A 12,640-nucleotide genomic window follows, 5' to 3' on the forward strand; every position below is an offset into this window, starting at 1 on the left:
CCAGCCGAATCCGCCCTGCCAGACGGCGAAGGCTCATACCGGATTGCCGCTGAAATACTCCCAATGGCCCAGCACATGGGCTGCGCGGGCCGCAAGCACACCGCCAATGGCGACAATGGTGCTCCACAGGTTGAATCGACCGCTGACGCGGCTGGCCAACAGGCCTGATCCGATCATGAAGACGAACACGCCCGCGATGATGGCGAAACGCTCGCCCGACAGCAGCAGAGGTCCCAGTGCGATGCTGTTCATGCCTTGTCTCCCACGCGTTCCAGCGACGCCAACAGCTTGCGCGCCGAGACCTCGCCGATAAGCCGGGTCTTGGGCATCTCGCCGACATCGGAAGCAAAGAAGGCCAGGGTCGGCGGCCCAATGACGCCGTAGCGTTCCATTAGCGCACGCGCATCCGGCGTGCTGCGCGTCACATCGACCTTGATCAGATCGACGCCGTTGAAGGCGGCCCGAACCGCATCATTCTCGAACATCTCGTGTTCGATCACCCGGCAACTGACGCACCAGTCTGCGGTGAAATAGACCAGGGCCGGGCGGTTGCGCTCGGTCGCGCGTGCCAGCGCCTGGGTCAGGGCGACGTTGTCAGTGACGATGGCGGCAGGCGATGTGGTAGCCGTGACGGTCAGGCCCGTTGTGCGCGTCAGCGGGGTGAGCGGACGCCACGGGCTGCTGGCGTCAAGGCTCAGGCCGATCAGCAACAGCACGCCCCACACCGCCAGCGCCAGACCGGCGGCGCGGGCCAGCCCTGACAGTGCGCCGGATGTCAAAGGCCGGAACAGACACAGGGCGGCGGTGGCGCTCAGGCACAGGACGCCTGCCAGCGGCGCTATCACGTAAGGACCGACGGTCAGCGCCAAACAATCCCAGGTCCGCCGCCGAGGTTACAGACCGGCGGCCTGCACCGTTGTCGCGCGACAGTCGGCTGGTCCAGGCGGACGGTGACTGCAGTTCGAATTCGCCGAACATTGACGCGGCCAGGACGAGGAAGATGAGGGAAAGCACGCCCACGGCCCAGACGGATTGTAGCGCCATCTGCAGGTTCTGGTCCGACCACGCGCTCCTGAGCAGGGCGAAGGCTGCGGCCAGCTCCAGAACATAGGCGCTGGGCAACAATAAGCCGCGCCATCTGCCCCGACCATCGACATCGCGGCCGATCGCCTGCCACGATCGGATCCATGGGAAAGACGCACGGCGTGAAGGCTAGCAGCAGGCCAAATCCGAGGAAGGCCAGCCGCCCTTGTCGGACAACCCGGCTACAAAGCCTTGATCGCGTGTCAGGGCGCGGGGTGATGGGGAGGCCGCAGCCGCAGCAGGCATTACACCTTCTTCGGTCTGTGATGTACCGACCTCTGGTTCCCTGTCGCACGCGGGGGCACGCTGGACCCGAAATCACGACTGGCCTGACGCGGCGAGGGGATCTGCATCTGTAGCGTCGTGAGTTCGCGATCCTAGAGACCCTGATTGAACGACCGAGACCCACATTCTGTCGCGCAGCCAGTTGGAAGAGCGTCTCTATGGCTGGCGGGAGGACATCGGGTCCAACGCGGTCGAGGTTCATATCCACCATCTTCGCGCCAAGCTGGGAACGGCTTCATCCGCACGCTACGCGGCCTGGGATATCCGCTCCAATGATGTTCCTCGAATACGGCTGTTCGCCATTCTTGCCCTGGTCACGGCCCTGGTGTGGGGCGGCTCGTCAAGGGCCTGCTGGGACCGGCGGTTCTGGGTCTGATGGCCTTGCGTCCTGATCTGGTGGTCCGTCGGTGCAGGCCTGAAGCGATCCGGCAGATGACCCGCGCTTTTGCTGCTCGCAGCGCCGCAGACATGACGCCTGTGAATGTCGCGTCTGGCGCCCAGAAAAAGCAGAGCGAGTTCACTACAGCCGCCGCACATGAGTTTCGCACCCCTCTGGCCGGGCTGCGCATTCAGGTCCAGATCGCCGCCAATACGACCGACGCCGCCATACGCACGCGCGCTTGAACAGATACAACGCCGCCTCAGTTTTAGTCATCGAAGACGAAGGCCCAGGCGTCAGGCCGAACGATATCGAACGATATCGAACGTCTCGGCAGCCGTTTTTTCCGCCACGCCGACAGTCTCCCCAGTGATAGCGAACTGGGCCTCTCCATCGTCGTCTCGGCCCTGCAGATGCACGGCGGGACGGTCCGATTTGCGCCATCCTCTTTGGGTGGGCTGCGGATCGAGTTGTATGGGTTGTCGGTGAGGAACCACTTGACGTCGGTCGCTTGAGCGTGCCGGCATTTCAGCCAAAGTGTCGAAGTGCTTTGGAAGTAAGATCGTCCAATCGCGGCAAACGAAAAGGCCGCCGGATATTTCCGACGGCCTTTGGTTTTTTGAAATGGCTAATCCAGTCAGAATCGGAAGCTGGCCCGCAGAAGAAGCGAGTAGCGGACGTAGTCTTCGAGCAGTTCGGCGTCGCCTGTCAGCGACAACATGCCGAGTTCGTTGCCGAAGTTCACGCGGAAGCCCAGGATCAGACCACCGCCCTCAATGGCGTCAGGCGTGAGGGTGAAGGACTGGCCGCCGCTGGCGAAGCGGGCGATGGTTTCACCGGCGTCGACCGAGATGTTTTGACGATAGCCGATGCGCAGTTCTGGGCGCAGCCAGCCGTTCTGGCCGAAGCCATAGCCGATGTTCATTGCCGCAACAGCCGAGAAGATGTGGCTGTCACGCGAGTCGATGTCGAGGTCGAAGCCGTCGCCGCCGCCTTGCTCGGTGCGGCCATCCTCGGACAGGCGGAAATACTCGGCATAGACTTCGGGACGCACGTTCAGGCGGCCGAAGTTGCGCTCATACGAGGCGCCGCCAGCCGCAGCCGCGGTCCAGCCGTGCCAGTCGGACTTGTTGTTCAGATAGAGGCCTTCGGCCACCAGCGAACGCTTGGCGTTGAAGCTGGCGTAGCCGCCGGCGACGCGAGCCCAGGTCGTCCAGTATTGACCCTGCGCGCGCCAATAGAGGCCCAGTTCCAACAGGCTGGCGGATAGGGTTTCCTCGGCCTTGGACTCCGGCTCCTTGATGTCGGAGGAGGTGAAGGCCGCCGAGATCCCGAAGGCGCCGAGATTGGTGCCCTTTTCGACGCCGCCTGCGATGCCAAAACCTTCCGAACGGAAGCCGTAGCTGTCGGTCTTGTCCTTGTCGGCGTAGAAGTTGATTTCCTGCACCCAGGCGCTGGTCTCGCCTGGGGCGGCTGTGGCGTTGCGGCCTGTCAGCGCGCGCGTGACTGCATCTACGCCAGCGGACAGAGACATCAGCGGGCCGCCCGAATGGTCGGGAAGCATTTGCTGATAGACGTCCATGAAGTCGTCGCGATTGGTGCGCGAAAGGAAGAGGTTCTTCAGCGCCTCGTTCGAGCCGAGCGCGCCATAGACGGCGTCGAAGGCTGAGGCTTCCACGGGGATGAGGTTGGCTTCGGCTGCGGTGCGGCGACGAGCGTCGACATACAGCTGACCGGCGGCCTGATCCACGCCAGCGTTGACGACATAGAGGTATGGCGAATTCGAGTTGAGAAGGGTCTGGTCGATGGTGCCGACGTTGATCGACCCGGCTTCGATTATCGTGAAACGTTCTGGTGCGGCGAGAAGAGAGTTGAACCGCACGCCAAGCGCCGCGCCGTCAGCCAAGGTGGCGTTGCCGCTGACGTTGAAGCCGCCGGTCTTGTTTGCGGCCGGGTCGAGCATGACGACCAAGGTGCCGTCGGCGCCGATGTTCAGATTCGAAATCGATGATGCTGTTGTCTGGGTGGCGTTCAGCGTGCCCTTGGACACGTTGATGTCGAGTTGACCGTCGCTGGCCGTGATTGCGCCGCTGACCGTCGAGCCGCCCGAGATGTTGAGCCGGTCCGCGCCAGCACCGAAGGCGATATCGCCGACAACTGTGCCGTTCTCGATGCTGACGAGGTCGGCGCCGTCGCCCAGCTTGATATTGCCGATAATGGAAGCGAACTTCTTGTCTTCTTCCTTGGTGTCGGCCGGTTGCTCGGGAGCGATCTGGCGGATCGTCACGCCTGTAGTATTGGCAGACAAATCTATGGCGGTGGCCTGGCGGTCCGCCGCTGTGCCGTTATCTGCTTCCGACACGAAGCCGACGATCACGCTGCCCTTGTTGGTGAATTCGGTCAGCGACCCGGAGAGATCATGGATGCCGTAAACTGTGCCCTTGTCGCCGTTGATTGCGGAACTGATGGTGCCGGAGTTGGTGAACGAGGGCAGGTTGGCGCCAACGCCGATCTGTACAGCTGTGGCGGTGTATGCGCCGGAACCAACCACGCCAGCCTGGATCATGTTGGTGTTGTTCAGGGTGGGCGTCGTGACGCCGGAATTGATCCAAATGGTTGTCGCGTCGGCGTCCTTAGCTGAGGCTATGATCGTGCCTTCGTTGCGGACGCCGCCATCGACGGTGACGGACTGGCCACTGGCAGTGCCGAGTTGCAGGCCCCTGGCGCTAAATCCTGCATAGACGCCGCTGCCAGTCACTGTGCCGCGGTTGACAAAGCCATAAGCATCATTGCCGGTCCCGGCGACGCCGAGGGTGATCGCCTGGGTGTCAGAGCCAATCTGGATGGCCGGAGCGCTGCCGAATGAGACGATTGATGGGCTGGTTTGACCCGCGACGGGCACCCCCTTGTCATCATAATCGACGGCCAAAAGGACGCCTTTGGCGACATTCGCCGCGATAGTCAAAGCGGGGCCGCCCTGTAGTAGGTCGTTGGCGTCTAGATCGCCCAGATAGATGTTTTTGTCGTCTGGCGAGCGGTTCTCTGGCTGTGCCGGAGGAGGGGTGGTGTAGCGATAACCTGTCGTGGCGATGGATGAGCGAACCTTCACGCCGCCACTGATGTCGCCTTCCAGCGATGCGCCACGGGCGTTTAGTCCTGTCGCTGAGATGCTGCCTGCAAGCGTGACGTTTCCGTCGATGGCCCCGGTCGTGCGCAGGCCGTAGGTATTGTCACCCACGACAGAAAGGCCGCCCAGCATCGACAGATTGCCGTTCAGGGCGGATTCGATCGACATGGCGTAGCTGTTATTGCCCTCGACCTTGATTGCCCCGCCTGCGCCAACCTCGACGTTGCCGATGAAGGCGCCTGGGCCGGTGACGCGGACGCCGTAGCGATCGGTTCCCGTGGCGAAGGGCTTGTGCAACTCGCTGGTTTCAAGCGTGTCGGTGATGTTGATGGCGCCATCTAGCTTGATGCCGCCTGTGCGTCCGCCCTGGGCCAGGATGGCGGTTGAGCCGTCATCGGACTTGAGCATAGAGATCGAACCGCCTGCATCGACGGTGACCGTATTGTTCGAATCCAGAGTGACGGCCGTGCCGCTGGTCAGGGTGATGCTGCCGCCGCTGGCGATTCGGACGTTGTCGGCCGCGCTGCCGGTGGCGTTGGATGTGCGGATCGGCGTGGTGCGGTCAGACGAGATGACGATCTCGGCCTGAGCGCCAGCAGCAGCCAACAGGGGGGCGATCGCTACGGCGGTCGCAAGCAGAATACGCATTCGAAAGAAAACCCCTGGTGGTCACACGATCACAAGATGGGCGACCCTTTAGCAGGGTATGCGCCAGCCTTCCTCAAGTTTATCGAATTTGAGGCGAATGCAAGGCCATAGGATTTTCAACGCGGACCGACATGCCGTCGAAAGCGGTCTTCCAGCGCATTTACGCCTATGATCTTGCGTCGGGATCGGACGGATTTCTCGTTGCTCCTATTGAGCTTTGCAACGCGTGGGTTTACGGGCGGCGAAATGGTCAAGCGCATATCCGCGCCACGCATCCAAACGACGCCTCTGGCGTTCGGCAGGCCCGACCAGGCGAGACGATTTTCATGAGCATGACCGACCTTGAAGTTCAGGAAAGCGAGCTGCGGCTTATTCCTGGGCTGGATGTAGAGGTCGCTGAGACGCTGAGGGCGTTGAAGATTGCGTCTCATGATGACCGTCCCCGCTTGGTGGACACGACCATGCTGTTCGCGCCGCGTTCCGGCGGCGTGAAGCGTTACCTGCTGTCGAAGAAGGCGTGGCTGGCGGAAAACCGTCCGGGCGTCGCCCATTCACTGATCGTCCCCGGAGCGCGCCACAGGGCGGCGGCCGATGGGATCGTGCGGTTGCGGGCGGCCAAGCTGCCGTTCGGGGACGGCTATCGTTGGCCCAGCTCTGTCCGGCGCTGGAGCGCCTGGGTGGCGGCGAGCAAGCCGTCGATCATCGAGGCGGGCGATCCCTATACAGCAGGGCAGGGCGCGCTGGAGGCCGGGCAACGTGTCGGCTGCCCGGTTGTCGGTTTCTGCCACTCGGATCCCGCAGGCCTGGCCGCGCTGCATTTCGGCGAATGGGCCAAGAAGCCCGTTCAGAAACGCTGGGCCAAGCTGTTCTCTCAATTCGACCGCGTCGTGTCGCCCAGCCGCTTCATTGCAAGACGGCTGGAAGAGGCGGGCGTAGGCAATATCGTCATTCGTCCGCTGGGCGTTGAAATCGACACCTTCCGTCCCGAACGCAGAGACCGCCAGTGGCTTCTGAACGAGCTGGGCCTGAGCGCCGATGCGCGCCTGCTGTGCTTCGCCGGGCGGCCCGCCAAGGAAAAGAATGTCGATGTCCTGATCGAGGCTGTCCAGAAGCTGGGCGCGCCCTATCATCTGGTGCTGGTCGGCGCGGGTTCAGGAATGCCGGCGGAAGATCGTGTGATCTCGATGCCCTATGAGACGGACCCCAAGGCGGTCGCCAAGATCATCGCCAGCTGTGACGCCTTCGTTCATGCGAATGACAAGGAGCCGTTCGGCCTTATCGTGCTGGAGGCCATGGCCTGTGGGCGTCCGGTTGTCGGCGTGAATGCCGGCGGCGTGGCTGAAACGGTGGATGATTCAGTCGGGCAACTGGCGACGCGTGCAGACGCCGACGCCTATGCCCAGGCGATCGAGGCCTTGTTTGAGCGGGACATCGAAGCCATCGGCCGCGCGGCGCGTGAGAAGGCCGTCAGTCAGTTTGCATGGAATCGCGTCTTTGAAGACCTGTGCATGGTCTATGGCGATCTGACCGGCGACGCAGCCTTCGTCAGGTCTGGTGACGCCCACGCCACCCACTGAGGTGGCTGCTGCAAACCTGCGCGATGCCGCGCAGCCTTTTAGCTTGCCTTTGATTCTGATTGGGCGCGGCGCACGATAAGGGGCTGCGATCTCCGCTCAGGCGGGGCGCGCCACTTCTTTATCTTGTTGAACTGAAAAGAAGTGGCGCGAGTGACGGGGCTCGAACCCGCGACCTCCGGCGTGACAGGCCGGCACTCTAACCAACTGAGCTACACCCGCGTACAGGTCGAAACTTTTGAGCTGTTTCGAAAGCTATGATGGGAAGGCGGTGTGCGCCACTCTTTCTATTTCTAGAGAGAGTGGCGCGAGTGACGGGGCTCGAACCCGCGACCTCCGGCGTGACAGGCCGGCACTCTAACCAACTGAGCTACACCCGCGTTTCCCTGCCGAAGCAGCAGTGCGCCCCGGCGAGGGGCGTCGTTTAGGCGGGCTGACCCATCGCGTCAAGCGACCTTTTTCGAGAAAGATGCGGCATGGTCGAAAGGCTGTTGAAACAGAGGCTTCGGGGCGGTCCCAGGTTCAGGTTTGCGCATCGGTTTGCGGCGCGGCTCAAGGTGCGGGCGAGGCCACGATATGGGCGGGCAGTTCGTAGTGAACGCCCACGCCTGGCCCAAGCGGCAGATCGAACGCCACCCATCCTGCGACCATGATCAGGCCCGCGATCAGGAAGGCGCCGGCATAGGGCAGCATGGTCGCCATTAGCGAGCCCAGGCCGAACTTCGGGTCCCAACGCTGGGCGAAGGTCAGAATCAGCGGGAAGTAGCTCATCAGCGGCGTGGCGATGTTGGTGACGGAATCGCCCATCCGGTAGGCGGCGGTCGTCATCTCAGGCGAAATGCCCAGCAACATGAACATCGGCACCACGACCGGGGCCAGCGCCGACCACTTGGCCGAGGCCGAGCCGATGAACAGGTCGAAGAAGCAGGAAATCAGAACGACGCAGATCAGCAGAAGCGGGGCGGGCAGGGACAGGGTCTGGAAACCAGCCGCTGCATTGACCGCCAGAATCGGTCCCAGGCCAGACCAGTTGAACATGGCTACGAAGTGGGCGGCGAAAAAGGCCAGAACGATATAGGGGGCCAACTGCTCGATGCCCTCACGCATCATCCGCACCAGGTCGTGGTGCGACTGGATGGATCGTGAACCAACGCCATAGGCTCCGCCCGTGATGAAGAAGGTGGCGGCGAAGAAGGCGACCAGCGAGCGATAGAGCGGATTGAAGCGCTGCTCAGGCTCGGCGGCCGGATCAACGAAGGGCGAGTTCGGCAGCAAGGTGATCAACGTCCACAGGGCGATCATGCCGAGCAGGGCAAGGCCTGCGAACTTCAGGCCCCGCTTCTCGTCGACCGTAAGAAGCTGCTTTTCCGAAGTGGCGGGGGCTGCAACCCCGGCCGACGGCGTCCATTTGCCCAGGCGCGGCTCGATGACGCGGTCAGTCAGGAACCAGACGATGGGAGTGAAGACAAAGACGACCCCGACGATGAAGAACCAGTTGCCCGCAATATTCACCGAATAGGACGGGTCGATCAGCTGCGCGGCAGGCTCGGTGATGCCGAGAATCAGCGCGTCGCTGGCGCCAGGGAACAGGTTGCCTGCATAACCGCCCGACACGGCGGCGAAGCCTGCGGCCAGACCGGCCAGCGGATGCCGCCCCGCTGCGGCGAAGATGACGGCGGCCAGTGGGATGACGACCACATAAGAGGCGTCCGACGCGTGGTGCGACACCATGCCCGTGATGACGATGACGGGCGTCAGGATCGACTTCGGCGCGTTCAGCAGCGCCCCACGGATGGCTGTGGCGAACATGCCGGTCCGCTCAGCAACCGACGCGCCATAAATGATGGTGATCACGATGCCGAGGGGAGGGAAGTCCGCCAACGTCCTGGGCATGCCGATGATCAGCCGTTCCAGGTTTGCGGGCGATATCAGGCTCTCCGCCGTCAACTGCTCGCCAGTCACCGGATTTATGGCCGACCAGCCCAGTCCGGCCCCCACCATGCTCAGAACGATCAGGCCCAGGATAAGCCACAGGAACAGAAAGACAGGGTCGGGCAGTTTATTCCCGATGCGTTCAACCGCATTCAGGGCCCGGCTCGCGACGCTCATTAAGATGACTTTCTGTTACAGATCGGGGCCTTCAGTAGGACTTGGAGAGGGGCGAAGGCGCAACCATTGCGGCTGCGACAAATGGCGCTGCGGCCGCGCTTGGTATTTGCGAGCCATTCTCAATAGAAAAGCAAGTGGTTACGGGGTTTGAACCCCGGCGACGATGGGTCTAAGAAGCGCCGAATCCGCCTCTCCCCGGCGGACGAGGTTCTTTCGCATGAACGCATTTTTGCTCGAATATCTGCCCGTGCTGATCTTCGCCGCCATCGCAGCGGTAATCGGCATCCTCTTCATCGCCCTGCCATTGCTGCTGGCGCCGAAGAGCCCCGATAGTGAAAAGCTGTCGGCCTATGAGTGCGGCTTCAACGCATTCGACGACGCCCGCATGAAGTTCGACGTGCGATTCTATCTGGTGTCGATCCTGTTCATCATCTTCGACCTGGAAGTCGCCTTCCTGTTCCCGTGGGCGGTGTCGATGTTCGACCTGTCGCACGCTGGAATGGTCTTCGCCTTCTGGTCGATGATGGCCTTCCTGGGCGTCCTGACCATCGGCTTCATCTACGAATGGAAGAAGGGAGCCCTGGAATGGGAGTAGTCACCACTTCCGTGGCTTCGGGGGCGGGCACGCCGTCGCTGGTCACCGCTTCTGGCGCGCCGCTGGTCGCTGCCGGATCGGCCGCGCGTTCGACCGTCGAGGGCTATGATCCCAAGGTTCACGACAAGTTCTTTGAAGCTGTGAACATGGAGTTGGGCGAGCGCGGCTATCTGGTCGCCGCTGCTGACGATGTGATCAACTGGGCGCGCACTGGCTCGCTGATGTGGATGACCTTTGGTCTTGCCTGCTGCGCCGTCGAGATGATCCAGATGTCGATGCCGCGTTTCGACGTCGAGCGTTTCGGCATGGCGCCTCGCGCCAGCCCGCGTCAGTCGGACCTGATGATCGTCGCCGGCACCCTGACCAACAAGATGGCTCCCGCCATCCGTAAGGTTTACGACCAGATGCCTGATCCGCGCTATGTCGTGTCGATGGGCAGCTGCGCAAACGGCGGCGGCTATTATCATTACAGCTACAGCGTCGTGCGCGGTTGCGACCGCGTGGTGCCGGTGGATGTCTATGTGCCGGGCTGCCCGCCGACGGCTGAGGCTCTGCTGTACGGCCTGCTGCAGCTGCAGAAGAAGATTCGTCGCACGGGGACCATCGACCGATGAGCTCTTTGGTTGTTCAGGCCCAGCATGAGGCCGCTCTGACGCCGCTGGGCGCGGAGATGGTCGGCGCGCTGGGCGTTGAGGCCCAGGTCGCGTTCGGCGAGCTGACGCTGGTCGCCCCGCGCGAGCGGATCGTCGAAGTGATGACGGCGCTGCGGGACCAGTTCGGTTTCCAGCAGCTGCTGGACGTGTGCGGCGTCGACTATCCGGATCGCGAGGAGCGTTTTGAGGTTGTCTATCATCTGCTGTCGCTGACCCGGAACGCGCGCGTGCGCGTCAAGGTGGCGACCGATGAGGTTCAGCCGGTTCCGACGGTGGTCGAAGTCTATCCGTCCGCCAACTGGTTCGAACGGGAAACCTTCGACATGTACGGCGTGCTGTTCTCGGGCCACCCGGACATGCGCCGTCTGCTGACGGACTATGGTTTCGAAGGGCACCCCCTTCGCAAGGACTTCCCCATGACGGGTTACGTCGAAGTCCGCTATGATGAGGAGCAGCGCCGCGTGGTCTATGAACCCGTCAAGCTGACCCAGGAATTCCGCACGTTCGACTTCCTGTCGCCGTGGGAAGGCGCTGAATACCCCGCTCCGGTTCTGCCGGGCGATGAGAAGGCCGGAGGCAATGTCTGATGGCTGACGGAGCCCACACCCCCGCATCGCTTGGCGGCACCGACGTGTTCGACGACGTCGTCGATACCCGCACGGCCCACGCCCGCGAGATGGAAGACCGCAAGTTCACCATCAATTTCGGCCCGCAACACCCGGCTGCGCACGGCGTGCTGCGCCTGGTGCTGGAGCTGGACGGTGAAATCGTCGAGCGCGTCGATCCGCATATCGGCCTGCTGCACCGCGGCACCGAGAAGCTGATGGAGGCGCGGACCTATCTGCAGAACGTGCCGTATCTGGATCGCCTCGACTACGTCGCGCCGATGAACCAGGAACACGCCTTCTGCCTGGCCATCGAAAAGCTGCTCGGCATCGAGGTTCCGTATCGCGCCCAGCTGATCCGGGTGCTGTATTCGGAAATCGGCCGCATCGGGAACCACCTGCTGAACGCGACCATGCAGGCCATGGACGTCGGCGCCCTGACCCCGCCGCTGTGGGGGCACGAAGAGCGCGAAAAGCTGATGGTGTTTTACGAGCGCGCCTGCGGCGCCCGTCTGCACGCCAACTATTTCCGTCCGGGCGGCGTCCACCAGGACCTGCCGATGGATCTGGTCGACGACATCGGCCGCTGGTGCCACGAGTTCCCCAAGGCCCTGGCCGACATTGAAAGCCTGGTCACCGAGAACCGCATCTTCAAGCAGCGCAACGTCGACATCGGCATTGTGTCCAAGGAGGAGGCCCTGGCCTGGGGCTTCACCGGCGTGATGCTGCGCGGCTCCGACATAGCCTGGGATCTGCGCAAGTCGCAGCCGTACGAGTGCTATGCCGAGCTCGATTTCGACATCGCAGTCGGCAAGAACGGCGACTGCTGGGACCGCTATCTGGTCCGCGTCGAAGAGATGAAGCAGTCCGTGCGGATCATGGAGCAGTGCATCCACAAGCTGCGCAACTGCCCCGGCGAGCCGGTCATGATCGAGGACAACAAGATCGTTCCGCCGCGCCGCGGTGAGATGAAGCGGTCGATGGAATCCCTGATCCACCACTTCAAGCTCTACACCGAAGGTTTCAAGACGCCGGAAGGCGAGGTTTACGCCTCGGTCGAAGCGCCCAAGGGCGAGTTCGGCATCTATCTGGTCTCGGACGGCACCAACAAGCCGTACCGGGTGAAGATCTCGGCGCCGGGCTTCCGTCACCTGGCGCAGATGGACCCGATCAACCGCGGCCACCAGCTGGCTGACGTTTCGGCCATCCTGGGTTCGCTCGACATTGTGTTCGGCGAGGTCGACCGATGAGCCGCGAAGCCGTGGTGCAGGGCCAGCTCGACGCCTACAACGCCCAGGATCTGGCGACCTTCGTCACCTTCTTCGACGACGGCATCACCATTTCCGATCTGAACGGCGAGCCGAACCTGAAGGGGCTGGACGCCTATCGTGAGCGTCACGAAGGTCTGTTCGCCCAGTTCCCGCAAAACCGTGCGGAACTGCTGTCGCGGATCGTCGTCGGAAACACTGTGATCGACCACGAGCGTGTGTTCCGGTCGCCCGATGCGACGCCTTTCGAGGTCGCCGCAATCTATTCGTTCGCTGGCGACAAGATCGCCCGCGTTGATTTTGTGAAGGCCTAG

General features: G+C 62.7%; 12 protein-coding genes, 2 tRNA genes and 2 pseudogenes. 8 read left to right on the forward strand and 8 right to left on the reverse strand.

Annotated features, from left to right (window positions below):
- Positions 1–33 precede the first annotated feature (33 nt).
- From KWG56_RS18710 to KWG56_RS19100, 4 genes and pseudogenes are all read right to left on the reverse strand, one after another.
- The gene (locus KWG56_RS18710; RefSeq protein WP_244999639.1) at positions 34–252 is read right to left on the reverse strand and encodes a hypothetical protein; all 219 of its coding nucleotides are present in this window, start codon (positions 250–252) and stop codon (positions 34–36) included.
- Positions 249–869 carry a thioredoxin family protein gene (locus KWG56_RS18715; protein ID WP_244999640.1) on the reverse strand — a complete coding sequence of 207 codons (621 nt, stop codon included), beginning with the start codon at positions 867–869 and terminating at the stop codon, positions 249–251. The genes KWG56_RS18710 and KWG56_RS18715 overlap by 4 nt, the downstream gene beginning before the upstream one ends.
- Before the next feature lie 94 nt (positions 870–963).
- Positions 964–1,125: pseudogene (locus KWG56_RS19095) on the reverse strand (cytochrome c biogenesis protein CcdA); the annotation flags it as partial.
- A 76-nt stretch (positions 1,126–1,201) separates the two neighbouring features.
- A pseudogene (locus KWG56_RS19100) lies at positions 1,202–1,579 on the reverse strand (hypothetical protein); the annotation flags it as partial.
- Here KWG56_RS19100 and KWG56_RS19025 point away from each other — a divergent pair.
- Together KWG56_RS19025 and KWG56_RS19030 are read left to right on the forward strand one after the other, a co-directional pair.
- Positions 1,511–1,744, forward strand: a complete 234-nt coding sequence (locus tag KWG56_RS19025) for a hypothetical protein (RefSeq protein ID WP_280638400.1) — start codon at positions 1,511–1,513, stop codon at positions 1,742–1,744. The pseudogene KWG56_RS19100 and the gene KWG56_RS19025 sit on opposite strands and share 69 nt — an antisense overlap.
- 56 nt (positions 1,745–1,800) lie before the next feature.
- On the forward strand, positions 1,801–1,992 hold the full coding sequence (locus KWG56_RS19030) for a histidine kinase dimerization/phospho-acceptor domain-containing protein (protein ID WP_219353892.1): 192 nt from the start codon (positions 1,801–1,803) through the stop codon (positions 1,990–1,992).
- A 392-nt stretch (positions 1,993–2,384) separates the two neighbouring features.
- Here KWG56_RS19030 and KWG56_RS04555 read toward each other — a convergent pair whose 3' ends face one another.
- Positions 2,385–5,522, reverse strand: a complete 3,138-nt coding sequence (locus KWG56_RS04555) for an autotransporter domain-containing protein (protein ID WP_219353893.1) — start codon at positions 5,520–5,522, stop codon at positions 2,385–2,387.
- A 326-nt stretch (positions 5,523–5,848) separates the two neighbouring features.
- Between KWG56_RS04555 and KWG56_RS04560 the strand changes: the two genes are divergently transcribed.
- The gene (locus KWG56_RS04560; RefSeq protein WP_219353894.1) at positions 5,849–7,099 is read left to right on the forward strand and encodes a glycosyltransferase; all 1,251 of its coding nucleotides are present in this window, start codon (positions 5,849–5,851) and stop codon (positions 7,097–7,099) included.
- A gap of 142 nt (positions 7,100–7,241) precedes the next feature.
- On the opposite strand, the gene KWG56_RS04565 is transcribed toward KWG56_RS04560, so the two are convergent.
- From KWG56_RS04565 to KWG56_RS04575, 3 genes are all read right to left on the reverse strand, one after another.
- A tRNA-Asp gene (locus KWG56_RS04565) sits at positions 7,242–7,318 on the reverse strand.
- An 81-nt stretch (positions 7,319–7,399) separates the two neighbouring features.
- Positions 7,400–7,476: transfer RNA gene (locus tag KWG56_RS04570), tRNA-Asp, on the reverse strand.
- 172 nt (positions 7,477–7,648) lie between these two features.
- Positions 7,649–9,205 carry an AbgT family transporter gene (locus tag KWG56_RS04575; protein ID WP_219353895.1) on the reverse strand — a complete coding sequence of 519 codons (1,557 nt, stop codon included), beginning with the start codon at positions 9,203–9,205 and terminating at the stop codon, positions 7,649–7,651.
- A gap of 217 nt (positions 9,206–9,422) precedes the next feature.
- Between KWG56_RS04575 and KWG56_RS04580 the strand changes: the two genes are divergently transcribed.
- The 5 genes from KWG56_RS04580 to KWG56_RS04600 all read left to right on the forward strand — a co-directional run bounded on the left by KWG56_RS04580 (position 9,423) and on the right by KWG56_RS04600 (position 12,640).
- Positions 9,423–9,800 carry an NADH-quinone oxidoreductase subunit A gene (locus KWG56_RS04580; RefSeq protein ID WP_201097652.1) on the forward strand — a complete coding sequence of 126 codons (378 nt, stop codon included), beginning with the start codon at positions 9,423–9,425 and terminating at the stop codon, positions 9,798–9,800.
- On the forward strand, positions 9,770–10,414 hold the full coding sequence (locus KWG56_RS04585; protein ID WP_219353896.1) for a NuoB/complex I 20 kDa subunit family protein: 645 nt from the start codon (positions 9,770–9,772) through the stop codon (positions 10,412–10,414). Before KWG56_RS04580 ends, KWG56_RS04585 begins: the two co-directional genes overlap by 31 nt.
- The gene (locus KWG56_RS04590) at positions 10,411–11,040 is read left to right on the forward strand and encodes an NADH-quinone oxidoreductase subunit C (protein WP_201097647.1); all 630 of its coding nucleotides are present in this window, start codon (positions 10,411–10,413) and stop codon (positions 11,038–11,040) included. Before KWG56_RS04585 ends, KWG56_RS04590 begins: the two co-directional genes overlap by 4 nt.
- Positions 11,041–11,129: 89 nt before the next feature.
- Complete coding sequence (locus KWG56_RS04595) at positions 11,130–12,308, forward strand: NADH-quinone oxidoreductase subunit D (protein WP_219355412.1); 1,179 nt, start codon at positions 11,130–11,132, stop codon at positions 12,306–12,308.
- Positions 12,305–12,640: a nuclear transport factor 2 family protein gene (locus tag KWG56_RS04600; RefSeq protein WP_201097646.1), complete on the forward strand. Its 336-nt coding sequence runs from the start codon at positions 12,305–12,307 to the stop codon at positions 12,638–12,640. The genes KWG56_RS04595 and KWG56_RS04600 overlap by 4 nt, the downstream gene beginning before the upstream one ends.

Origin of the sequence: Brevundimonas nasdae (genome assembly GCF_019395145.1) — a bacterium.
GTDB classification, from domain to species: domain Bacteria; phylum Pseudomonadota; class Alphaproteobacteria; order Caulobacterales; family Caulobacteraceae; genus Brevundimonas; species Brevundimonas nasdae.